The sequence below is a fragment of the Lentzea sp. NPDC059081 genome (genome assembly GCF_042738015.1).
Taxonomy (GTDB): Bacteria; Actinomycetota; Actinomycetes; order Mycobacteriales; family Pseudonocardiaceae; genus Lentzea.
This window is the reverse complement of sequence record NZ_JBHYGW010000001.1, coordinates 807,494-834,354: the sequence shown is the minus strand read 5'-3', so window position 1 is coordinate 834,354 and position 26,861 is coordinate 807,494. Positions and strand designations below refer to the sequence as shown.

Annotated in this window: 1 protein-coding gene; it reads left to right on the top strand. The window is 70.2% G+C overall.

The window, feature by feature from the left end; translation table 11 throughout:
* Positions 1-101 precede the first annotated feature (101 nt).
* Positions 102-26,828, top strand: a complete 26,727-nt coding sequence (locus ACFWV3_RS03570) for a hypothetical protein (protein WP_382407790.1) — start codon at positions 102-104, stop codon at positions 26,826-26,828.
* Positions 26,829-26,861 lie beyond the last annotated feature (33 nt).

The following is a 26,861-nucleotide window of genomic DNA, read 5'->3' as shown; positions in this document are numbered from 1 at the left end:
GTGCTGAGGATGACTGGTTCGGCGGTGAGGTGGTGCCGGAGCTGGCCGGTGATCCGGCTGCTGTTGCGGGACCGGTTGGTGCGCCGGTGGTGCCGCGGGCGGTGGGTGCTGAGGATGACTGGTTCGGCGGTGAGGTGGTGCCGGAGCTGGCCGGTGATCCGGCTGCTGTTGCGGGACCGGTTGGTGCGCCGGTGGTGCCGCGACTGCTCGGTGATGACGATGACTGGTTCGACGAGGTGGCGTCGGAGCCGGACCAGGTCACGACCGTGGACGTGGCGCCGGACGTACCTCCAGGTGCTGCCCAGGACGTGCCTGCGGCTGTGGCTGCGGAAGGTGCGCCCGAGCCCTCGGAAGCCACACCGGACGCGGCCTCCGAGGCGCCGCCGCCCCGACGTCTGTACGGCCCGGAGGCCCTCGAGTCCGGCCGGGCGCTCGCCGGTGCGTCGCTGCAGGTCTCTGGTGTCGCCGAACGGATGCTCGACCTCATCGAGAACTCCGTTCGCAAGGTGCCCGGCCACCGCTCGTGGTACCTGAGCAGCGACCGGTTCCTCGACCAGTTCGACGACAAGGGCGCCGGCCGGGTGCTCGGGCGCAAGCTGCAGGAGGGGCTGCGCCGCCGGGACGCGCTGCGCGGGGTGCTGACCGACCGCGAGCTGTCGCTGCTGGCGGATCGCGCGCTGTCCGAGGACGGGCTGCGGCTGCCGCTGGTGCCCCGGCACGGCTGGGGCCACGACTACTACGTGTCGTTCACGCTCAAGGCGTCCATGTCGGACCTGCGCGACACCGGCGAGGTCCTGACGCCCGCCGCCGCGCAGCAGGTCACCACGACCGACGTCGCGAGCACCGCCGGCAGGGCCACCAGGACGCGGACGGCGATGGGCGGGTTCGCGAGCCGCGTCACGGGCCTGGTCTCGGGGCGGGCCGTGATCCTGGTGACGTCGTTGACGAGCACGTTCACCTGGACCAAGTCGGGCTTGAGCGGTGTCACGGCGAAGCGTTCGCAGGTCGCGAGGATCGGCGCGGACAGCGAGCTCGCCGCCGAACCCCTGCACCACTTCACCGCGAACCTGGAGTGGTCGCTGACCGGTGCGACCTACCGCCGGCACAACTCGGTGACGCGCGGCCTCAGCTTCGGGCGTCGCGGCCTGCACGCTCCGCGGGTGGAGCCGATCTCCATCGTGGACCCGGAGACGGAGGACGCCGTCGACGCCGCGGTCGTCACGGTCGCGGCGGACCTGCGGGTGCCCGCCGCCCACGTCTCGCGCACCCGGCCTGATCCCGTGCCCGTGCACCGCACCGAAGGTCGTGAGCTGCACGGCATGGCGATGCGCCCGGACTCCGACTCGCCCTTGGCGGACGACCCGTTGCGCCGCGGCCTGTCCCGCGACCTCGACGGCCTGCAGGTGCTGAGCTTCAGCGGCCTGGAGCACGTGCGCGCGGCGGTCAAGAGCGCGCTCACCCGTGCGTCCGGAGACCCCGTGTTCTCGTTCCCCGAGTCGGAGAACAGCACTCTCATCGAGAACGTGCTGGCTCCCGACACGCTCAAGGCCGACCCGCGCCTGTTCAGCCGGACCGTCGGTCTCCGCGGTCTGAGCTGGCCGCGGCGGCGGTTGCGGCAGCACGCGGCGGCGGAGGTGTCGTTCGTGCCGCGGGATGTCGAGGTACTGCCCGGTGAGCGCTGGAAGCAGGCGACGGACACCACGGTGACCGAGACGCAGGCCGGTGTCGGTGACGAGACGAAGTGGGAGGTTCTTCCTGTCGTCGACACCACGGCCATCGCCTTCTACCAGGACGTCGACACCAGCGACAAGATCGTGCGGCCCGGTGCGCTCGCCGTGCTGGAGCACAACCCGATGAAGCTCAACGGAGAACGCGCGGACGAGAGGGCCACGACGGTGGCCGGCGAGACCACGATCAGCCGGCGGCCCGAGCGGCTGCACCAGGTGCGGTTCGGCGTGCGGGTCACCGTCGCCGCCGAGGTGCGGTCGCGGCGCTGGCGCAACGCGTGGGGTTTCTTCCGCGCAGGCTCGCCGGGAGCGGCGAACGAGCAGTTCGACCTGCCGCGCGCGGTCACCGCGTGGGTCACCACCGCACAGCTCGCCGCGTTGCGTGCGGGGCAGGCGGTGGAGGACGCCCGCGACGACCGGCACGACGAGGCACCGGCGCAGGCCATGCCGGTTCCCGCGTTCCTGCGTCCGAACCAGCCGCTCTCACTGGGCATGGGCGCGGTGGACGGCGTGGTGGACCTGAGGTCGGTGCTGCCGCGCCTGCGCCGGGACCTGGCCCGGTCGCTCGGCCGCAAGCGCGCGGAACGGCTCCTCCCGTCCTCGCCGCTGAGCCGAGCCCATGACAACTACGCGGCGGTCACGTCGTGGCTGGCCGACGCGCAGACGTGGCTCGAGGACTCGTCGATGGCCGGTACGCCGCGCCCCTTGCGGCTCGAAGACCGCATGAGCGGCGAGACCTACGAGCTGGTCGTCACCAACGAGCTGCTGGCCACCCCCGAGTTCACCGGCCTCACCCACGACAGGCTGAAGCAGACGCGGACCACCACGTCGATCGGGACGAGGGTGCGCACCTTCGTCAGGACCGCGTTGCGGATGGAACCCGTCGGGGCGCCGGGCGTGCAGCTGGGCGGAGCCGCGCCGGACGAGAACCTCTCGCGCAGCAACCCGACCGGCGTCCTGGGCGGCGGTCTCACCGGAGACGTCCTGCTGGGACTGAAGAAGCGCGTCAAGAAGCAGCTCCGCAAGAGCGTGCGCACCCGCTCGGTGGAGACGACCGGACCGCTCGCGACCTATCGTGCCCGCGTCGGGTTCACCGTGTCCGTGCAGCGGCACGGCCGGCAGATCGCGGAGGCGGACACCGAACGCGTGCTGACGGTGCTGCACCTCCCGGAGGACGCGGGGACGCGGGGACGTCCCGGCGGGGCCGAGGGCGTCGCCCGGCCGCAGGCGGAGGCCGCACCGAACGCGATCTCGCGCTGGCGTGGTGAACCGGCGTTCACCGGTGGCTGGGTGAGCCGCCTGCAGTTCGACGTCGACGACCTGGTCGGCGGAGCCGCCGTGGCCTATCGGACGGCGATGAGGACGGAGAACGTGCCGGCCGAGATCGACCGCGCGCTGCGCACCGCGCTCACCGGGGCACGGGTCAAGGGCTTGTTGCCGACCGCGGGCACCACCGGTGTTCTCCTCGAACTGCCCGCGTGGTCCGGCGTGACGATGGAGATGCACGTGCGCAGGCCCGGCTCTCCGACGCTGGCCGGAGCATCGGCGCGCACCAAGATCACCTTCTCGGGCCAGGAGTCGACGCAACACAGCCACGAGGAGATGACCAAGGCCGAGCTCGGGCTGTTCGGCACGCCCCTGGGGGGTCTCGGCGGCACTCAGCCACCAGGCAGCGAGCTGATCGGCGAACGCCAGCTCTTCGGCGGTGGAAACGGCTTCGTACTGCCGCTGCTCCCGATGGGCGAGATCGAGTCCGAGGGGGAGGCCGAGGTCTCCCACACCCGCACGGCGCCCGTTGAAGTGTCCACATCGGACGGACTGACCGGACTGTGGCTGGACGACGTCGAGGTGCGGTTCGTGGCCAGGCCGACCGCCAAGCTCACCCGCAAGGGCGTCGCGGTGATCGACGTGCCGATCACGGACGCGGTCGTGGTCGCGGAGGACCGGGGTGAGGACACGATCCCCGCCGAACTGGCGGACGCCGCGCGTGCACTCGCCGCCGCACCGGACGAGGACGCGTGGTGGACGGCGTACCACCGCTACCTGGAGACGTTGCGGCGGCCTGCCCCAACGCCCGACACGGCACCTGGCGCAGAGGCTCCCGATCCGACCGGCGCTGTTCCGGGCGCCGAGGACGACTGGTTCGGCGGAGAAGCGGTGCCGGAACCGGCCGCCGACGCGAGTGCTGTCGCGGCCGAGCCGGTTGACGCGCCGGTGCTGCCGGACCTGCCGGACGGTGACGACGACTGGTTCGGCGACGTGATGCCGGAGCTGGACGAGGAGGTGTCGCGGGCGGAGGGCGTCGAGGACGACTGGTTCCGCAGCGATGTGGTGCCGGACCTGATCGAGCCCGCGGATGTCGCCGTGGCCGAGCCGGCGGGCGTGCTGGAGTCGTTGGACTCGCTGGGTGAGGACGACCTGTTCGGCGACGTGGTCCCGGCACCGGTCGAGCGGACCACGACCGAACCGCTCTACGTGGTCGACCCGCGCCCGCCGCACGTCGTCCGCGACGAAGGGTTCCCCGCTCCCGGCCACGCTTTCGACCTCTACGCGCACCTCGCGTCGCAGGGGCAGGACGGCTTCCGGCGGATGGCGAGTTCTCCCGCCGCTGCAAGAGAACTCGGTGAAGGTGAGCACCTCTACGTCGTCACCGCGCCGGGAGGTGTCGACATCGCGGCGACGCTGGCGCACCACGGCGACCGGGACGCACCGCCCGGTGTGGTGTTCCCCGCCGGCGTGGCACCCGAGCACGTCACTCCGGTGGCCGAGCACGGCGAGGCGGACGACGTGGTGCGCCTGGAGGTGCCCGCCGGCGCGGTGTCGTTGTCCCCGGCCGATCGGCGGGCCCTCGCCCGGTTCTCCGACGCGCACGAGGTGTACGTGCACGTGGACGGCGATCTCCGCGGTGACGGGCCGCGCAACGTGGCCACGCTCGTCGCCTGGCACCTGCCGCAGGCGTGGCCGGTTGTGCGGAACGTGCCGGCGCGGCACGACGTGCGGGTCGAGGTCTGGACCGCGCCCGAGCCGTCGACCGTGGATGTGGAGGTGGTGGACGAGCGGCCTCCCACGGCTCCGGAACAGCCTCGCGCGGACCTGCGGGTGGATTCCCCGCTCACGGCTGACCAGGCGGTGGCGCTTCGGCGGCAGGCCAGGGAGTTGGTCGATCTCGCGGCTGTGCGGGCGGCTGCGGGAGTAGTGCTGCCCGCTGTCGTGCTGAGCGCGGCTACCGAGGAGGACGTGGAGGACGTGGCGGCGGTGTGGCGCGCCGAGGTGAACACCTACACCAGGCAGGTCCACGGCAGGGAGGTGTCGGCGGCCGAGTTCGGTCTGGAGCCTGGGGTCGTGTTGGTGCCGGAGTTGCCGCCTGGTGTTGTCGAGTTGAGGGTTGCCTGGAATGTGGAGGGGTCGTTGCCGGTGCGGCATCCGGTGCTGGATGACCGGAGTTGGGCGCACAGTGCCGAGTTGACGGCGGAGTGGGTGGTGGATCCGGATCCGGTTCCGGTGAGTGAGGCGGAGGTGGATGCCGCACGTGGTGGTGTGGTTCCGGTGGTCGTGTGGGGTGAGGATGTCGGTCCGGCGACGGCGGTGATGCTGGGTTCGGTTCCGCGGTTCTCGGTGTGGCGGCATCCGATTGCTTATGACCATGCGCGGTTGGAGGTGCGGTCTGGGAAGTGGGTGCAGGAGTTCACGGTTCGCTTGCGGTTCGTGGCTGGCTCCGATGTGGATGTCGATGTGTTGGTGGGTCGTGCGCAGTCCGGTGTGGACCTGATGTTCAACGTTCCGCGGTATCGCCTGCCCAGTGGTGACGGTCTGCGCGTCCGGGTGGTGCATGATCCGTCGTTGGACGCGCACGCGACGATCGTGGTCCGTCCGGAGGGTGCGGCGACGGACATGCTGCATTGGGCTGCCAATGCCCACCCGTTGGTGCTCGCGGAGGAGGTCGGGCATTTCACCGGTCTGTACGACGAGTACGCGAGGCAGTCCGACGACGGCGGGTATCGGGTGTTCCGCGCGCCCGGCTCGGATCGGGTGGTGGCGGACAACGGTTTGTTCACGGGCCATCTGGGCCGCTATCTGGAGGAGTTGCGGGAGAACGGCTCGACGGATCTGGCGTTGCCGCGGGTGATGCCGCGCAACCTGTGGTTGCTGGAGACTCGGGCCCGGGCGTTGGGCACGGAGATCGATTCGGTGCTGCCGGCCGATCGGCACGACCTCACCGAGGACGTGGTGCCGGAGACTTCCGCTGGTCCTTCCGGCCGGCGTCCGGCCGATGACCGCTCTGAGCCGGGCGCGTTGCTCGACGCGCAGCTCGCGCTCGCTGATCGTCATTTGGCGGTGCTGAGGGAGGAGTTCGCGGGCGACTCGCGGCTTGAGGAGGTGCGGCTGGGTGCGGTCCGGGAGAGCCGGAGTCGGTCGGTCGGTGATCGCCTGGCTGCCACGCGGGATGTGTCCGGGCGTTTGCGGGAGCTGCGTTTGGCGCAGCTGGGGAGGATCCACGATGCCGCGCTGGCGGATGCGGCGAATGGTGGCAATCCGCTGACGTTCTACCCGGAGGGGATACCAGGGGAGAGCGAGGACACCGAGGTGGAGTATCGCCTCGGCGTCGGGTTCCGGCTGGCCGGAGAAGACTTCGACGTCTTCTCCAGGGCCCTCGGTTTCAAGCTGGCCGACATCGGAGTCGAACTTGCCGACGAGCCCGACGACGCGGACTGGTCCCTGGAGCGGGACCGCTCCAGGCCCTGGGCCGCGATGCTCTCCTCGCCGCCGATGACGGGTGACCCGTCCGAGTGGCCGGAGCTGGCCGGGGTGTTCGAGATCATCCGGGGCCACCGCGGCCGGACCGGTCAGCCGACCGACGTGGTCAACACCGACAGTCTTCTGAGCCTCACGTTCACCGACCGGTTCCGGCCTGCTGAGTACGCGAGGCTGGCGCAGTTGGCCAAGGCGAACGAGATGGTGTTGTACCGGCTGGGCGACTTCAACGGCAGGGACGGCCGGCAGCGGGATCTGGGACTGGGGCGTCCTCTGGCCTTGCCGCGGCATCCTGACGAGGTCGTCTCGGCCCGCGACGTCCAGAGCTTGAACAGCACCCGTGACGGTGTCGAGATGATCGACTTCAGTGGCGTGGGCGACGGTGTGCCCGACCACGTGCGGCTCGGGTTCTGGGCTGCCAGTCTGGAGCCTGCGGAGTGGCAGGTGCGCATGGTGTTGTCGCGGGCGATGGGGTTGGCGGCGCGGGATCGGTCGATCCAGGCTCGGCTTGACGAGTTGATGGCGTCGCCGAGGTTGGTGGGGGCGCCGGCTCCGGGTGACCGGGATGCGGATTTGGGGTTGTTGCTGGACTTCTTGGAGTTGCTGCCGCTCAGTTCTGTCGCGCAGGAGCAGGTGGTGCGGCTGTTCGCGTGGAACAGGTGGTGGTCTGCTACGGGTGGCAGCGATGTGGATTTGTACGCCCAGTCGCTGGTCGGGAGCGGGGATCGGAATGTGTACTTCCCTGTCACCGGGTCGAGCGTGTCGGCGGCGTTGGCGGGGCTCCGGTCGTTGCCCCGGATTCTGGGTGCGGAGATCGTCTCGGCGACGTTGTTGCCCGACCTGCCCGTCGTCGATGTGTGGAACGGCGCGCTGATTTCGTTGACGGACTTCCACTCCGTCTTGGCCGAACGGAGGCTTGCCGAAGGGCGTCCCGAGGAAGTCCACCCCGGCATCCAGCCGCATGTGGTCTTCGCGATTTCCGGTGCCGCGCAAGGTTTCCGCTTCGATCGGGAGCTGGACCTCGCGCAGGTCGTCGCGGACTTGGCGACTCCGGCCACAGCGCAGGGGGTTCCGTTCGCGCTGATGTTGTTCGTCGCGGGGCAGGACCATCCGATTCAGTTCGCCCCGGCACCGGGCAATCCGGCTCAGCTCGCCGTCGAGGGTGCCAAGCCGGTGTTGGTCACGGCGGGCACGGTCAGCGTCACCGCTGACGGGCGTCTTGTCTCGGACAGTGGGTGGATCGAGCTCCGAGAAGGCGAGTCACCGGTCCACTTCGGTGAGTCCGATGCGGAGTACGTGGTCATGGCGAGCCGGACCACCGTGCTCGAGTTCGGGGAGGACCAGGCTCCGGACCCGGAGCAGCCGCGGGAGTGGCCCCGTGCGGACCTGCGGGTGGACTCCCCGCTCACGGCCGACCAGACGGTGGCGCTTCGGCAGCAGGCCAGGGAGTTGGTCGATCTCGCGGCCGCGCGGGCGGCTGAGGGAGTGGCGCCGCCCGGTGTCCTGGTGAGCGCGGCTACCGAGCAGGACGCGAAGCACGTGGCGCGGAATTGGCGCGCCGAGGTGAAGACCCGTGTCCGGCAGGTCCACGGTAGGCGGGTGATGACCCTGGAGCTCGGTCTGGAGGCCGAGATCGTGCTGATGCCCCAGTTGCCGCCTGGTGTCGTCGAGTTGAGGATTGCCCGGAACGTGGAGGGGTCCGGCGACCGGAGTTCGGGTGAGGTGGTGCCGGAGACCTCCGCCGGACCGTCGGGACAGCAGCACGGGCCCGGCTCCGTTCCGGGACCGGGCACGATGCGGTTGCTCGGTGCGCAGCTCGCGCTGGGTCGCAGGCACCTCGCTGTGCTCCGCGGGGGTTTCGCGGCGGCCGCACAGCAGTACGCGCTGCGGCTCGAGGAGGTCTGGGAGAACGAGGCCGAGCCGGCTGAGGACCGGCTGGCCACCGCGCGCGCGGTGGTCGGCCGGCTGCGGCAACTGCGGCTGTACCAGATGGAGCAGAACCACGACGCCGCGCTGGAGGATGCGGCGAGCGGGGATGATCCGCTGACGTTCTACCGCGACGGCGTGCCCGGTGGGGCCGGCAGCCACGGGCCCTCCGTGCGGCTGGGCCTGAAGACCGAGGTTCGGCTGGCAGGGGAGGAGTTCGAGCACCTCATCGAGGACCTCAACGCCACGCTGGCCCGGGCCGGCTACCTCTCCTCCGCAGATCGCCCCGCCGGAGACTCGGCGCGAGACGGGTACTGGTCGATGGTGGAGGAGAGGTACCAGGACTGGGGCGCGGATTTCATCTCGCCCGTGCTGTCGGCGTTCCCGGCCATCTGGCCGGTGCTGGACGGTGTGCTCGGCGAGATGCGGAACCACCGCGGCCGCCCCGGCCAGGCCCCGGGCCTGGTCGACACCGGCGCTCACGTGAGCGTCAGCTTCGCCGATCCGCTCACGCCCTCCGAGCACACGAGGCTGGCGCAGCTGGTCAAGGCGTTCGAGCTGGTGCTGTACCGGCTGGGCAAGTACAGCGGCCCGGATGCCGCGCAACGCGACCTGTGGAGCGTCGGCCCGCTGCCGGTGCCGACACACCCTGACGGCGTCACCACGATCGCCGACGTCAACGCGCTCAACCGCGACAAGGCCACGATGATCAGCTTCCGCAACGTGGGAGGAGATGCGGCGGACCGCGCGGAGCTCCGGTTCTGGTCCCGCAACGTCAATTCGGCGTGGTCGCAGGTGCACGTGGAGCTGTCGGTGTTGATGGCACTGGCGGCCAGGGACAGGTCGATCCACGCCCGGCTCGACGAACTTGTGGACGCGCCCGCGCTGGTGGGGATGACCACGGCGGCGGACAGGCGCGCGGCACTGGAGATGTTGCTGGACTTCCTGGAGCTGCTCCCGATCGGTGCCGCGGCGGACGAGCAGGCGGTGCGGCTGTTCGCGTGGAACAAGTGGTGGACCGACACCGGGAACAACGACGACCAGCTGCGGGCACCGTCGCCCGTGGGACCGGGAAGCCGGAACCGCTCCTTCCCGGTCGACAGGCGGGGCGTGCGCGACGCGATGGCGGACGTCCGGTCACTGCCCCACGTCGCGGGGGTGGAGTTCGTCGCCGCGACACTGTCTCCCCAGGGGAACAGCGTCCAGATGTGGAACGGCGGACCAGCGGCTCGGCCGCTTCAGTTCGCCCGCGCCCTGAAGCGGGTGGAACCGGGTGAGAACCTCGACCACGAACTTCCTGCCGGTGGCGTGTTCCACGTCGTCTTCGCCATCTCCGGAGCCGTGCGTGGCAACGATCTCGACGAGATCGCGGACGACTGGTATCCGGATGACGACTCCTCCGAGGAGGCGGTGCCGTTCGCCCAGCTGTTGTTCTACGCGACCGAGTACACCCCGACACTGGTCACGGCCGGCGAGGTGCGGGTCGTCGACGGGCACGTCGTGTCGAGCAGCGAGTGGATCGAGCTGCGCGACGGCACGAGGCCGTTCGGCACCGGCGAGACCGACGCCGAGCGGGCGGTGGAGGTGGCCAGGGCCGAGGACCTCCGGATCCCGGCGGACCCGGTTCCGGAGTCGTCGAGCGGGCCGCGTGCGGAGCGGCAGGAACGTCGCGCCGCGGCGGGGAGGCGGGTGTTGCGCCACGACCGGCCGGAACTGGTGCTGGAGGGGGTGGGCCGTCAGCTCGAGCCCGCGCAGGGGGCGGAGCTGGGAAGGCTGGCCGCCGAACTGGTCGATCACGTGGTCGTGCGGAAGGCGAAGGGGTTCGAGGCGCCTGTGGTCACGGTCAGCGCGGCCGGTGTGACGGCCGCGGAGCTGGTGGCGGAGGTGTGGCGCCGGGAGGTCGAGCGGCCGGCTCGGGGTACCGCGGCGGAGCTCGGGCTGGAGGCCTGGGTCACGCTGGTGCCGGCCATGTCGTCCGGTGTCGTGGAGCTGCGGATCGACTGGGAGCTGAGAGGTGCTGGCGTCCAGGATCTGGTCGACGCGAAGTCGAGTCCTGTCGGCGAGCCACTGGTGATCACCACCGAGTCGCTGCCGCAGCCGGATGACGTGCTGGACGACCGGGAATGGGCGCACAGTACCAAGTCCACGGCGGACTGGGTGGTGGATCCGGAGCCGGTGACCGCGGCCGAGCTGGAGGCCGGCCGGGCTCGTGCCGTGCCGGTGACGGTGTCGGGTGAGGACGTCGGCCCGACGACGGCCGAGGTGGGCGCGGAGCCGATTTTCTCGGCGTGGCGGCATCCGATCGTGTACGACCGTGCGCGGTTCGAGGTGCGGCCTGGGAAGTGGATGCAGGAGTTCACTGTCCGGCTGCGGTTCTTGGCCCCTGCAGATCTCGACGTCGCGGCGTTGACGGCTCGTGCGCAGTCCGGTGTGGACCGGATGTTCAACGTGCCGCGCTACCGCCTGCCCAGTGGTGACAGTCTTCACCTGCGGGTGCTCCACGATCCCTCTGCTGACGCCCACGCCACGATCACGGTGGGGCCGGCGGGTTCGGCGACGGACATGCTGCACTGGGCCGTCGACTCGCACGAGCTGGTGCTCGCCGAGGAGGTCGGACACTTCACCGGCCCTTACGACGAGTACGCCAGGGAGTCCGCGGACGGCGGGCACTGGGTGTTCCGTGCTCCCGGCTCGGACCGGGTGGTGGCGGACAACGGTCTGTTCACCGCGCATCTGCGGAGCTACGTCCAGGACCTGACGGAGAACGGCACGACGGATCTGCCGTTGCCGCGGGTGATGCCGCGCAACCTGTGGATGATGGAGAGCCGGGCACGGGCGCTCGGCACGGTGGTGGACGCACCACTGCCACCCGACTGGCACGAGCCCGGTGACGACGTGGTGCAGACCTCCGCCGATCCCGCGTTCAAGGTGGTGAGCCGGCACAACCTGGTCCACTTCCCTGCCGGGCCGTCCGACCTGGCCGCGCTTCTGGACGGGCTCGAGCTCACCCTCGACAGTTATGTGCAGGTGGACGGTCAGGGGCGAGCGGTGTCGCCGCTCCAGGCGGTGCCGGCTTACTCGCCGGATGCGCTGGTGCTGGTCGTGGACGATTCCACGGCTGTGGCAGGCGTGCTCGCTGCCACGGACATGGCCCGCGAGTCTTCCGCCGGTGCGTCGCCGGTGGTGCTGGTCGGGAAGGCGCTCAGAGCGTCGGTCGTGGAGCAGGTGCGGGCCCAGCTTCCGGCCGGGCGCCCGCTGGTGTACGCGAACGGCTCGTCCGGCGTCAGCACCTCGCTGGGCGTCTTCTTCGTGGTCGGCGATGCCGGTTTCCAGGTGTGGGGCCCTGAACGGGGCTCGCTTCCGCACCTGCCCGGCGTCGGGCCGGCCCGGCCCGGCGCCGCGGGAGAGCCGGACGCTGCTGTGCTCGACGAGCAGATCGAGCTCGCCGCTCGGCACCTGGCAGCGCTCAAGGGAGAGTTCGCGAACGGCGAACTGCCGGAAGAGTTGTGGCTCAAGGCGGTCCGGAAGAGTCAGAGGCGATCGGTCGTTGATCGACTGGGTGTCGCACGTGAGGTTGTCGGGCGTTTGCGGCAGCTGCGGCTGGCGCAGCTGGGCAGGGTCCACGACGCCGCTCTGACGGATGCGGTGGACGGTGGCACCACCCCGCTGACGTTCCACCCCGAGGGGTTGTCCAGGAAGACCGGGTACAGCGAGGCGCGGTACAACCTGGAGGTCGCCTTCCGCCTGGACGGGGAGGAATTCGAGGACCTCTTCGAGGATCTCGTTCCCAAGCTGGCCGCCGCTGGACATGAGGTTGTCGACGCGCCGGACGACGAGCACTGGTCCATCGTGGAGGACAACTTCAGGACCTGGGGCGTGCTGCTCTTCTCGCCGCCGCTGATGGGCCACCCGTCCGAGCTGGCGGACCTGGCCGAAATGCTCGAGATCATCCGGGACCACCGCGGCCGGAACGATCAGCGCACGGACGTGGTCGACACCGACAGTGTCGTGAGCCTCCGGCTGACCGACAAGCTCCAGCCGGCCGAGTACGCGAGGCTGGCGCAGCTGGCCAAGGCCAACGAGACGGTGTTGTACCGGCTGGGCGGTTTCTACGGGAGGGATGGCCGGCAGCGCGATCTGCGGTCGGCGGCTCCTCTGTCGTTGCCGCTGCGTCCTGACGAGGTCGTCTCGGCCCGTGACGTCCGGAGCCTGAACCACGACAACGGATCGATGATCGACTTCGGCTGGGTGACCGGAGGTCTGTTCGACCGCGTGAATTTCTGGATCTGGCAGAGCAGCCTGGATCCGGCTGCGTGGCAGATGAACATGGAGCTGTCGACGGCGATGGCGTTGGCGGCGCGGGACCGGTCGATCCAGGCTCGGCTCGACGAGTTGATGGCTTCGCCGAGGGTGGTGGGTGTGACCCCGGCTCCGGGTGACCGGGACGCGGATTTGGCCTTGTTGCTGGACTTCTTGGAGTTGCTGCCGCTCAGCCCTGCGGCGCAGGAGCAGGCAGTGCGGTTGTTCGCGTGGAACAAGTGGTGGTCTGCCGAGGGCGGTCGTGATGTGGAGTTGCACGCGCAGTCGGTTGTCGGGAGCGGAGACCGGAACGTCTACTTCCCTGTCAACCGGTTGAGCGTGCCGGCGGCGGTGGCCGAGCTCGGGTCGCTGCCCCGGATCCCGGGCGCGGAGATCGTCGCGGCCACGTTGTCGCCTGACCGGACCACTGTAGAGATGTGGCACGGTGCGCCGATTCCGTTGGCCACCCTGTACTTCGCCGTGGCCAGCCGGAATCTTGCGCGAAAGCGTGATACGTACGTCCATCGTGGCGTTGAGCCGCACGTGGTGTTCGCCATCTCGGGTGCAGCGCACAACCTCGACGTCAACGCCGAGCTGGACTTCCAGAGGCTCAGCGAGAGAATGCAGGATCCGGCCAACTGGCCGGGGATCCCGTTCGCGTTGATGTTGTTCGCCGCTGGTCAGGGCACTCTGGATCTGTTCGACGACGAGCAACTCCCCAAGCCGGTGTTGGTCACGGCGGGCACGGTCAGCGTCACCGCTGACGGGCGTCTCGTCTCGGACAGCGAGTGGATCGAGCTCCGCGAAGGGGCCAGGCCGTTCAAGACTGGTCAGACCGACGTGGAGTTCGTGGTGGACTTGGCGACCCGGACCACTGCGGCGTTCGAGCTCGGGGAGGACACGGCTCCTGAGCAGCCCTGGAAGTGGCCTCTCCCGGACCTGCGAGTGCGTGCCGCGCTCACACTGGTGCAGCAGGCGGAGCTCCGACAGCTGGCCGTCGATGTGGTTGACCACGCTTCCGCGCGGGCGGACGCGGGATTCACACCGCCCGGTGTCGTGGTGAGCGCGGCTATCGGGTTGGACGCGGAGTACGTGGCGGGGGTGTGGCGCGCCGAGGTGCAGGCCCGTGCCGGGCGGGTCCACGGCAGGGAGGTGTCGGCCGAGGAGCTCGGTCTGGAGGCCGAGATCGTGCTGATGCCGGAGTTGCCGCCTGGTGTCGCCGAGCTGAGGATCGGCTGGAAAATGGAGGGTTCCGGCAGGCAGACGTTGGGTGATGCGGTGCCGGACGCGGCGGTGGATCCGGTGGTGATCACTTCCGAGTCGCTGCCGGTGCCGCATCCGGTGCTGGATGACCGGAGTTGGGCGCACAGTGCCGAGTCCACGGCGGAGTGGGCGGTGGACCCGGATCCGGTGAGCGACGCGGCGCTGGAGGCCGCGCGCCGTGGTGTGGTGCCGATGACGGTGTCGGGCGAGGACGTCGGTCCGACGACGGCGGTGGTGGTGGGCGCGGTACCGAGTTTCTCGGCGTGGCGGCATCCGATCGCATATGACCACGCGCGGTTCGAGGTGCGGCCTGGGAAGTGGGTGCAGGAGTTCACGGTCCGCCTGAGGTTCGAGGCCGACCCCGACATCGATGAGGACACCGACGTCGATGTCGAGGCCTTGGTGGATCGTGCGCAGTCCGGTGTGGACCAGATGTTCAACGATCCCGGCTACCGGCTGCCCAGTGGTGACGGTCTTCATGTCCGGGTGCTTCACGATCCCACTGCTGACGCGCACTCCACGATCACGGTGAGGTCGGATGGCGCGGCGACGGACATGCTGCACTGGGCCGCCGACTCGCACGAGCTGGTGCTCGCCGAAGAGGTCGGGCACTTCACCGGCTTGTACGACGAGTACGACAGGGAGTCCGATGCCGATGTGCATTGGGTGTTCCGTGCTCCTGGGTCGGATCGGGTGGTGGCGGACAACGGGCTTTTCACCGCGTACCTGCAGCGGTTCTTGCAGCAGTTGCGGGAGAAGGGCTGGACGGACCTGCCGTTGCCGCGGGTGATGCCGCGCAACCTGTGGTTGCTGGAGACCCGGGCCCAGGCGCTCGGTACGGAGAGGGACTCGGTGCTTCCGGCCGATCGGCACGACCTCACCGAGGACGTGGTGCCGGAGACCTCCTCCGGTCCGGCAGAACAGCAGCAGGCGGGCCGGCGTGCGGCGCCTGCGGCTTCGTCCGCGTTCCAGGTGGTGCGGCGGCACAACCTGGCCCATTTCCCCGACGGGGAGTCCGATCTGGCGGTGCGGCTGGCGGAGCTCGAGCTCACCCTCGACAGGTATGTGCGGGTCGACGGTCAGGGGCGAACGGTGTCGCCGGTCCAGCCGGTGCCGGGCTATTCGGCGGGTGCGCCGGTGCTCGTGGTGGACGATCCGACGTCTGTGGCGGGCGCGCTCGCGTCTTCGGCGTTGGTCGCCGCCGGGCTGTCCGAGGGTGTGTCGTCGGAGCCGGTGGTGCTGGTCGGGAAGGCGGTCAGCAGGTCTGTAGCGGAGCAGGTGCGGGCGCAGCTTCCGGTGGAGCGTCCGCTGGTGTACGCGACAGGGCCGTCGGGTGTGAGTGTGTCGCTGGGTGTCTTCTTCGTGACCGGTGATGCCGGTTTCCAGGTGTGGGGCTCTGAGCGGGACGCGTCGCCGAACGCGACGGCGTTGCTCGATGCGCAGCTCGCGCTTGCTGATCGGCATTCGGCGGTGCTCGGGGAAGAGCTCGCGGACGACCTGCGGCGGGAAGGAGTGCGGCTCTCGGCGCTCAGGGAGGATCAGAGTCGGCCGGTGGTCGATCGGCTGGGCGTCGCCCGTCAGGTCGTCGGGCGTCTGCGGCAGCTGCGGCTGGCGCAACTGGGCAGGATCCACGACGCCGCCTTGGCGGACGGTGGCACCTCGCTGACGTTCTACCCCGAGGGGCTGCCCGGGGAGAGCGGGAACACTGAGCTGGCGTATCGCCTGGAGGTCGGGTTCCTGCTGGCCGGAGAGAACTTCGAGGACTTCTTCGAGGATCTCGTGCCCAAGCTGGCCGCCGCCGGACATGAAGTTCTCGACTCGCGCGACAGCTCGCGTTGGGCCGTGGAGGAGGGTGACGCCGTGGGCTGCATGCAGCTCATCTCGCCGCCGTTGACGGGCAGCCCGTCAGACCTGGCGGACCTGGCCGGAATACTCGAGGTCATCCGGGACCACCGCGGCCGGGCGGGTCAGCCGACCGCAGTGGCCGGCACCGACGGTGTCCTGCAGCTCAGGACGGCCAACGAGCTCCAGCCGGCCGAGTACGCGAGGCTGGCGCAGCTGGCCAAGGCGAACGAGATGGTGTTGTACCGGCTGGGTGGTTTCAACGGCAGGGATGGCCGGCAGCGCGATCTGCGGTCGGCGGCTCCTCTGCCGTTGCCGCTGCATCCTGACCAGGTCGTCTCGGCCCGCCACGTGCGGAGCCTGAACCGCGACATGGGCGCGATGATCGACTTCCGCCATGTGACCGGAGGTCCGCAGGACCGCCTGAGGTTCTGGTTCTGGGCTGCCAGTCTGGAGCCTGCGGAGTGGCAGGTGCGCATGGTGTTGTCGCGGGCGATGGGGTTGGCGGCGCGGGATCGGTCGATCCAGGCTCGGCTTGACGAGTTGATGGCGTCGCCGAGGTTGGTGGGTGTGACCCCGACTCCGGCTGACCGGGATGCGGATTTGGGGTTGTTGCTGGACTTCTTGGAGTTGTTGCCGCTCGGTCCTGTCGCGCAGGAGCAGGTGGTGCGGCTGTTCGCGTGGAACAGGTGGTGGTCTGCTACGGGCGGCAACGATGTGGACTTGTACGCCCAGTCGCTGGTCGGCAGCGGGGACCGGAACGTGTACTTCCCTGTCAACGGGTCGAGCGTGCCGGCGGCGTTGGCGGGGCTCCGGTCGTTGCCCCGGATTCTGGGCGCGGAGATCGTCTCGGCGACGTTGTCGCCTGGCCAGGCCACTGTCGAGATGTGGCACGGTGCGCCGGTTCCTTTGGCGGCCTTGTACTTCACCTTGGCCGGCCGGAGGCTTGCCGTGAGGCGTCTTGCGGACGTTCACCCCCAGCTCCGGCCGCATGTGGTGTTCGCGATTTCCGGTGCCGCGCATGACCTTGACTTCAATCGCGAACTCAACTTCGAGGTGATCCGTGCGGATATGGCGGATCCGTTGAACTGGCCGGGGGTTCCGTTCGCGTCGATGTTGTACGTCGCTGGGCAGGGCAGACCGGTTCAGCTCGCCGACGTGGGTGCCAAGCCGGTGTTGGTCACGGCGGGCACGGTCAGCGTCACCGCTGACGGGCGTCTTGTCTCGGACAGTGAGTGGATCGAGCTTCGAGAAGGGGCCAGGCCTCTCAGCACTGGTCAGACCGATGCGGAGTACGTGGTCATGGCGAGCCGGACCACCGTGCTCGAATTCGGGGAGGACCCGCCTCCGGACCCTGAGCAGCCGCGGGAGTGGCCCCGTGCGGACCTGCGGGTGGACTCCCCGCTCACGGCCGACCAGACGGTGGCGCTTCGGCGGCAGGCCAGGGAGTTGGTCGATCTCGCGGCCGCGCGGGCGGCTGAGGGAGTGGCGCCGCCCGCTGTCTTGCTGAGCGCGGTCACCGAGGAGGGCACGGAGGATGTGGTGCGGGAGTGGCGCGCCGAGGTGAGGACCTATGGCAAGCAGGTCCACCGCAGGCGGGTAATGGCTCGGGAGCTCGGTCTGGAGCCCGAGATCGTGCTGATGCCCCAGTTGCCGCCTGGTGTCGTCGAGTTGAGGGTTGCCTGGAATGTGGAGGGGTCGCTGCCGGTGCGGCATCCGGTGCTGGATGACCGGAGTTGGGCGCACAGTGCCGAGTTGACGGCGGAGTGGGTGGTGGATCCGGATCCGGTTCCGGTGAGTGAGGCGGAGCTGGATGCCGCACGTGGTGGTGTGGTTCCGGTGGTCGTGTGGGGTGAGGATGTCGGTCCGGCGACGGCGGTGATGCTGGGTTCGGTTCCGCGGTTCTCGGTGTGGCGGCATCCGATTGCTTATGACCATGCGCGGTTGGAGGTGCGGCCCGGGAAGTGGGTGCAGGAGTTCACGGTTCGCTTGCGGTTCGCGGCTGGCTCCGATGTGGATGTCGATGTGTTGGTGGGTCGTGCGCAGTCCGGTGTGGACCGGATGTTCAATGATCCGGGTTACCGGTTGCCCAGTGGTGACGGTGTGCGTGTCCGGGTGGTGCATGATCCGTCGTTGGACGCGCACGCGACGATCGTGGTCCGTCCGGAGGGTGCGGCGACGGACATGCTGCATTGGGCTGCCAATGCCCACCCGTTGGTGCTCGCGGAGGAGGTCGGGCATTTCACCGGTCTGTACGACGAGTACGCGAGGCAGTCCGACGACGGCGGGTATCGGGTGTTCCGCGCGCCCGGCTCGGATCGGGTGGTGGCGGACAACGGTTTGTTCACGGGCCATCTGGGCCGCTATCTGGAGGAGTTGGGGGAGAACGGCTCGACGGATCTGGCGTTGCCGCGGGTGATGCCGCGCAACCTGTGGTTGCTGGAGACTCGGGCCCGTGCGTTGGGCACGGAGATCGATTCGGTGCTGCCGGCCGATCGGCACGACCTCACCGAGGACGTGGTGCCGGAGACTTCCGCGGGTCCTTCCGGACCGCAGCAGGCAGACCACGCGGAGCCGGACTCGTCGCCTGCGGCTTCTCCCGCGCTCCAAGTGGTGTGGCGGCACGACCTGGCCCACTTCCCGGACGGGTGGTCAGACCTGGCGGCCGAGCTGGAGGAGCTCGACCTCACCCTTGACGTCTACGTGCACACCGACGAGGACGGGCGGGTGCTGTCGCCATTGCTGCCGGTGCCCCTCTATTCGCCTGACTCGATCGTCCTCGTCGTCGACGACCCGACAGCGGTGTCGGACGTGCTCGATTCCACGGACCTGGTCGGTGAGCTGTCCGCGGGTGATCCGCTGGCGCCGGTCGTGCTGGTCGGGCTGGAGTCGAGCGAGTGGCTCGCAGAGCAGGTGCGGCAGCACCTCCCGGCGGGGCGTCCGCTGGTGTTCGCCACTGGACCGTCCGGTGTGAGCACCGCTGAGCGCATGTTCTTCGTGCTCGGCGATACCGATTTCCAGGTCTGGGGCCGGGAGCCGGGTTCGCCTTCGAACGAACCGGGGAGCGGCCTGGGTCAGCAGAGCGGCGCTTCGGACCCCGGTCCGGCCGAGTCGCTCGCCGCGCAGATCGAGCTCGCTGATCGACACCTGGCGGTGCTCAGGGGAAGGTTCGCGGACGATGCCCGGCCAGAGGCGTTGCGGCTCAGGGAGATTCGGGAGAACCCGGCTGGGCCGGCCGAGGACCGCCTGGCCGTCACGGATGACGTGGTTCGGCGTTTGCGGCAGCTGCGGCTGGCGCAACTGGCGGAGATCCACGACGCCACGCTGGAGGACTTGGAGATCGTAAGCAATCCGCTGAGGTTCCACCGCTACGGCGTGCCCGGCGGTATCAGGAGCCGTGAGGCCGCCGTGTCGTTCCGCGTACAGGTCGAGTTCCGGCTGGCCGGCGAAGCCTTCGCGGACGTTCGCCGGCGGCTGGGTCACCAGCTGGCCAGAGCCGGATACTTCGATCTCGAGCAGGCTGGGCCCGACGAAGGCTGGAGCATCGAGGAGGACCGCGCCCTCGGTGGGCGGGTGCTGCTGACCTCGCCGCCGCTGGACGGACGGCCGCACACGTGGCCGAACCTGGCCGTGGTGCTCCAGATCGTGCGCGACCACCGCGGCCGACTCCGTCAGCGCGCAGACGTGTCCGATGTGGACAGCCAGGTCAAGCTCAACCTCTCCGAACAGCTCGGGCCGGCCGAGTACGCGAGGCTGGCGCAGCTGGCCAAGGCGAACGAGACGGTGCTGTACCGGCTCGGCAACCACGCCGGTACGAGTGCGCTGCAACGCGACCTGCAGTTCGCGGCCCCGCTGCCGGTGCCGCCGCACACCGACGAGGTGACGTCCGTCGAGGACGTCAGGAGCCTGAACCGGAACCGGCTCGCGATGATCGACTTCGGCGACGTGGATGGAAGCCTGGACGACGGCGTGGGTTTCCGGGTTTGGGCAGGCAGCCTGGATCCGGCAGCCTGGCAGGTGCGCGTGGAGCTGGCGGCGGCGATGGCGCTGGCGGCACGGGACCGGTCGATCCACGCCCGCCTCGACCAGATCATGGGCGCGCCCAGAGTGGTGGGGGCGACCGCGACGCCGGCTGACCGGGACACGGCTTTGGCCGTGTTGCTGGACTTCCTGGAGCTGCTTCCCCTCAGCGCGGCTGTGCAGGAGCAGGCGGTGCGGTTGTTCGCGTGGAACAGCTGGTGGACCGCCACAGGTGGCAACGACGCGCCGCTGCACGCGCAGTCGCTGGTCGGGCGTGGCGATCGGAACGTCTTCTTCCCCGCTCGCGGGCTGGGTGTGCCGGCGGCGGTGGCAGGGGTCGACTCGCTGCCCAGGATCCTGGGAGCGGAGATCGTCTCGGCGACGTTGTCCCCCGGCCTGGCCACCGTGGAGATGTGGCACGGAGCTCCGGCCGCGTTGCGCGACTTCGCCCTTGCCGTGCACCTCCGAGATCTGAACCGGAGGCGCCCGGTGGACCTCGACGGCAGGCTCCTGCCCCGCGCGATCTTCGCGATCTCCGGTGCCGCGCACGACCTCGACTTCGGCTTCCAGCTCGACCTCACGCAGATCCGCCAGGACATGGCAGATCCGGCCAACTGGCCCGGCATCCCGTTCGCACTGATGTTGTTCGCCGCCGGGCAGGGAAATCCGGTGCTGGTGACCGCCGGCACGGTGAGTGTCACCGACGGCGGGCAACTGGTGTCGGACAGCGAGTGGATCGAGTTGCGAGACGGCGAGAAGCCGTTGCGCACCAAGCAGAAACACGCGGAGTACGTGGTGCTGGCGGACCGGGCCGCCCCCGTGGTCGGGTTCGGAGAGCACCTGGAGCCGTCCGAGCGGCAGGCAGACCCGGATCTTCGGCTGGAGGGGGTGCATCCCGGCGTCGAGCTCACGCCGCTGCAGTTGTCGGGGCTCTGGCGGCAGGCTGTCGAGCTGGTCGGCCACGTGTCCGAGCGAGAGGCCAGGGGGTTTGCCGCACCAGTGGTCAAGATGACCGCGGGGACCGCGGAGGCCGCGAATCATGTGGCGGCTGCGTGGCATGCCGAGGTGGCGTGGCACGCGAGCCAGGTCCAGGGGGACGCTGTGGTGGCCGCGGATCTCGGTCTGGAGGCCGAGGTCGTGGTGGTGCCGAGGACGTCGGCCGGTGTCGTCGAGATGAGGATCGACTGGGAACTGGTGGGTCCCGGCGCCCAGACGACGCTGGACGCAGCGGGGCCGAATCCCGTCAGGGGGCCGATGGGGCCGGCGGTGATCTCCACCGAGTTGGTGCCCGAACGCGATCAGGTGCTCGATGACCGGAGCTGGGCGCACAGCGAGCAGGCGACAGCGGACTGGATGGTGGACCCGGAGCCGGTGAGTGCGGAGGAACTGGCGGCCGGGCGGGAACGTGCGGTGCCGCTGGTCGTGTCCGGTGAGGACGTCGGCCCGACGACGGCGGTGCTGGGCCCGGTACCGAGGTTCTCGGCGTGGCGGCACCCGATCGCTTACGACCACGCGCGGTTCGAGGTGCGGCCCGGGAAGTGGGTGCAGGAGTTCACGGTCAGGCTGCGCTTCCGGACCGTTCCCGGTGCCGGTGCCGATGTCACGGGCTTGGTGGCTCGTGCGCAGTCCGGTGTGGACCGGATGTTCAACGATCCCGGCTATCGCCTGCCCGGTGGCGACAGTCTGCACGTCCGGGTGGCGCACGACCCGTCGTTCGACGCGCACGCGACGATCACGGTCCGGTTGCCGGGTGCGGCGACGGACATGCTGCACTGGGCCGCCGACGTCGACGAGCTGGTCCTCGCAGAGGAGATCGGGCATTTCACCGGCATGTACGACGAGTACGCCAGGAAGTCCGACGACGGTGGGCATTGGGTGTTCCGCGCTCCCGAGTCGGACCGGGTGGTGGCGGACAACGGCCTGTTCACCGCGTACCTGGGCCGGTACGCAGCGGAGCTGCGGGAGAACGGCTGGACGGATCTGCCGCTACCGCAGGTCATGCCGCGCAACCTGTGGGTGCTGGAGAACCGGGCACGAGCGTTGAAGATGACGGTGGACGCGCCGTTGCCGCCCGACCGGCACGAGCCCACCGCCGGCGACGACGTCGTGCCGGAGACTTCCGCGAGTCCTTCCGGAGAGCAGCGCGGGCCTGGCTTCGTCGCGGGACCGGGCGCGATGGAGCTGCTCGGGGCGAAGATCGCGCAGGGCAGCCGGCACCTGGCCGTGCTCGAAGGGGAGTTCGCGCAGGCCGCCGCACCGACGAGACAGCAGCTCGAGGACATCTGGACGAACCAGGCCGCGCAGCCGGCCGAAGAGCGTCTGGCCGTGGCGCGCCGGGCGGTCCGGCGCCTGCGGGTGCTGCGGCTGCAGCAGATGGAGCAGACCTACCTCGCCGGGGCGGCGGACGTCGCGAACGGCGGGAACCCGCTGACGTTCTACCCCGAGGGCATGCCCGGTGGTGTGGGCACCGGCGGGTTCAACGTCTGGTTCGACCTGCGGACCGGGTTCCGGCTGGACGGGGAGCGCCCCGAGAACGTCGGTGAGGACCTCGGGCGCACACTGGCCGAAGCCGGTTCCTGGTCGCTGGTGCGGCAGCGGCACCCGTCGTGGGACGTGGAGGTCGCCTCGCCGTCACTGCCGGGCCTCCCGGCCACGTGGGCGGGACTGCCAGGACTGCTCGAGGTCCTCCGGAACCACCGCGGCCGAGCCGGTCAGCGCCCGGACCTGAGCCAGGCGGGCGGTCACGTGAACTTCAGCTTCGCCGACCGGCTCAGGCCCGCCGAGCACGTCAGGCTGGCGCAGCTGGCCAAGGCGAACGAGATGGTGCTGTACCGGCTGGGCAACCACAACGGCTGGGACGCTCCGAACCGCTCCATGACCGGAGTCGGTCCCCTGCCGGTACCGCCTCACCCCGAGGAGGCCCGCTCGGTCCACGGCGTCCCGCGGTTGAACCGCGGCCAGGCCGAGATGATCAGCTTCGGGAACACTGCCGCGGCGGAGGACGAGGGTGTGGAGTTCCGGTTCTGGGCGGCCAGCCTGGAGCCGGAGGTGTGGCAGGTGCGCATGGAACTGTCGGCGGCGATGGCGCTGGCGGCGCGGGACCGGTCGATCCAGGTCCGGCTCGACGAGCTGATGGCGGCGCCCCTGCTGGTGGGGGCCAGGACGCCGGACGGCCGGCGCGAGGCGCTGGCCGTGCTGCTGGACTTCCTGGAGCTGCTTCCGCTCAGCCCCGCGGCGCACGAGCAGGCGGTGCGGCTGTTCGCGTGGAACAACTGGTGGAAGCGCACCGGTGACAACGACCACGAGCTGCGCACGCAGGCGCTCGTCGGACCGGGCAGCCGGAACGTCCACTACCCACCCAGGACGCAGCGGGTGTCCGCGGCCGTGAGGACGATCGAGTCGCTGCCCCGGATCGCGGGCGTGGAGATCATCTCCGCCAGGCTGTCGCCGGCTGCGGACACCGTCGACATGTGGCACCGTCCACCGGTCGGTTTCCTCCAGTTCGCCATGGCCGTGGCGGGCCTCGAGCACCGTGCCGCGGCGACCGCGGACCCTCTTGCCGGGGGATCTCCCGACGACGTCCGGCCGCACGTGGTCTTCGCGATCTCCGGTGGTGCGCGCGGCCTCGACCTCGGGCAGGTCGTCCAGGCGCCGGCCGGCTGGGCCGGCGACGTCTCACCGCCGCTGGCCCACCTGCTGGCCCTCGCGACCGGGCACGATCCGGTGCTGGTCACCGCCGGCACGGTGAGCGTCACCGGTGACGGGCGGGTCGTGTCGGACAGCGAGTGGATCGAGCTGCGCGTCGGGTCGAAGCCGTTGCGCACCGGGGAGAACGACGCGGAACTGGCCGTGCTCGCGGGCAGGACCAGCGCGTCTGAGCCCACGCGCGACTCCGTTGCAGCTGCCGTTCCGGATGTCGTTCCGGAGTCGTCGAGCGGGCCGCGTGCGGAGCAGGTGGAACCGCGCGCTGTGGCGCTGCCGCGCGAGTCGGTGCGCCATGATCGCCCGGATCTGCGACTGGAGGGCGTGGGCCGTCAGCTCACGGCGGTGCAGCTGAAGAGGCTCCGGAAGCAGGCAGCCGAACTGGTCGAGCACGCGTTCGCGCGGGAGGCGAGGGGTTTCGCGGCACCTGTCGTCACGGTGAGCGCGGCCACCACGGCGGCCGCGGAGCACGTGGCGGGTGTCTGGCGGGCCGCGGTGGCGCTGCACCCGAACCAGGGCACCTTGATCTCGGCCGCGCATCTCGGTCTGGAGGCCGGGGTCGTGCTGGAGCCGGAGCTGTCGTCCGGTGTCGTGGAGGTGCGGATCGACTGGGGCCTGGTGGGTCCGGGAGTCCAGACGCTGGCCGGCACGAAGGCGAATCCCGTCGTGGGGCCGGTGGGCCCGCCGGTGATCACCACCGAGTCGTTGCCGGAGCCGCACGAGGTGCTCGACGACCGGAGCTGGGCGCACAGCGAGCTCCCGACGGCGCCGTGGATGGTGGATCCGGATCCGGTGAGCGCGGAGGAGCTGGCGGCCGGGCGAGCGCGCGCGGTGCCGGTGACCGTGTCGGGCGAGGACGCCGGTCCCACGACGGCGGTGATGACGCCGCGGCCGTCGTTCTCGCCGTGGCGCCATCCGATCGCTTACGACCGCGCACGCTTCGAGGTGCGGCCCGGGAAGTGGGTGCAGGAGTTCACCGTCAGGCTGGGCTTCTGGACCGACGCCGGCGCCGACGTCGCGGCGGTGGTGGCTCGTGCGCAGTCCGGTGTGGACCGGATGGTCAACGATCCCGGCTATCGCCTGCCCGGTGGCGACAGCCTGCACGTCCGGGTGGTGCACGACCCGTCGGTGGACGCGCATTCCGTGATCACCCTCGTGCCGGAGGGAACGGCGACGGACATACTGCACTGGGCCGTCGACTCGCACGAGCTGACACTCGCCGAAGAGGTCATGCACTTCACCGGCCTCTACGACGAGTACGCGCGGCAGTCCGACGACGGAGACCACTGGGTGTTCCGTGCACCCGGCTCGGGCCGTGTGATGGCGGACGACGGTCTGTTCACCGACTACCAGCGGCAGTACCTGGAGGAGTTGCAGGAGTACGGGTCGACGGACCTGCCGCCACCGCGGGTGAAACCGCGCAACCTGTGGCTGCTGGAGAACCGGGCACGGGCGCTCAGCACGGTGGTGGACGCACCGCTGCCAGCTGACTGGGAAGAGCCCGACGTCCCCGCACAACAGCAGGCCGGCCTGCCCGGCGGGTCGAGCACGGAGCAGCAGGCCGAGTCGTGGCTCGCCCAGGCAGAGCGGCATCTCCTCGCGCTCGGCGAGGACGCCACGACGGCCGTGCGGTCAGAAGCGGCACGACTCGAGGAGTTGCGGACGAACCAGGACCAGCTGCCGGCCGCTGATCGGCTGACCCTCGCGCGGAGGGCGGCGTTGCGGCTGCGGCAGGCGCGGCTGGCCCAGCTGGAGCAGATCCACGACGCCGCGGTGCGGGACGCCGAGGCCGGCGGCACCCCGCTGACGTTCCACGCCGGGGGTGTGCCCGGTGGGGTCAGCAGCGGGCCGGACGTCTGGGTCGGCCTCGAGGTCGAGGTCAGGGTGGACGAAGAGGAGTTCGCGGACCTCAGCGCCGACCTCGGCCCCAAGCTCGTCGAAGCCGGCTACCTCGCTCCCGGCGATCAGGTCGACGCCGGGTTCTGGTCGATGGTGGAGGAGCTCTCCCCGCTCTGGGGCGTGGAGCTCGTGTCGCCGGTGCTGTCGGGTGCGTCCGCGACGGCGAAGCTGCCCGGCCTGCTCGGCATCCTCCGGGACCACCGCGGCCGCGCCGGTCAGGTCCCGGACCTGGTCGACGCGGGCGGTCACGTGAACTTCAGCTTCACGAACCAGCTCACGCCCGCCGAGCACGCGCGCCTGGCGCAGTTGGCCAAGGCGAACGAGATGGTGCTGTACCGGCTGGGCAACTACAACGGCGCGGATGCGCCCCAGCGCGGCATGGCGTCCATCCGCCCGCTGCCGATACCTCCACACCCCGACGACGTCGTGTCGGCCGACGACGTCAGGAGCCTGAACCGCAACAAGCAGACGATGATCAACTTCACGCACGTGTCGGGAACGCAGCAGGACCGCGTGGAGTTCCGGTTCTGGAACGGCAGCACGGAGCCGGCGGTGTGGCAGGTCCACGTGGAACTGTCGGCGGCGATGGCGCTGGCGGTGCGGGACCCGAGGATCCAGGCCCGCCTCGACGCGATGATGGCCTCGCCCCGGCTGGCCGGGCCGACCACGCCACCGGCCGACCGGCGTCCGGCGTTGTCCGTGCTGCTGAACTTCCTCGAGCTCCTGCCGCTCAGCCCCGCCGCGCAGGAGCAGGCGGTGCGGCTGTTCGCGTGGAACAAGTGGTGGAGCCGCACCAGCGACAACGACATCCGGCTGAGCACGCAGGCCCTCGTCGGGCGGGGGAGCCGCAACACGTACTTCCCCGGCAACGGACAGAGCGTTCCCGAGGCACTGGCTGGTCTGGAGTCACTACCCCGGATCCCGGGCGTGGAGGTCGTCGCCGCGACGCTGTCTTCCCAGGCGGACAAGGTCGAGATGTGGCACGGCGCACCTGTCCACCTCGTCAGCCTCGCCGGAGCCCTGACCAACGAAGCAGTCGCCAGTTCCCTTGCGGCGGAGCTCTCGCCCGGCGTCGAGCCGCACCTGGTTCTCGCGGTCTCCGGCGGTGCGCGCGGTCTCGACCTGGACGAGGTCGTCGAGGACCTGAAAGACCCGGAAACCCTGATGCTGCCGCTCTCGGCACCGTTCGCCCGGCTGATGTCCAGCGCGGCCGGTCATCCTGTACTGGTGACCGCCGGTGTGGTGCGCGTGACCGAAGATGGTCGGCTCGTGTCGGACGGTGAATGGATCGAACTGCGGTTCGGGAGGAAACCGATTCCGATCGGGGTGTTCGACGCCGAGCAGGCGGTGCACATTGCCCGAGCGATCGCCGTTCCTTTCCCGCAGGACCCTTCCTAGCGCCACAGCCGACGGACAAATGGCCGGACAGCT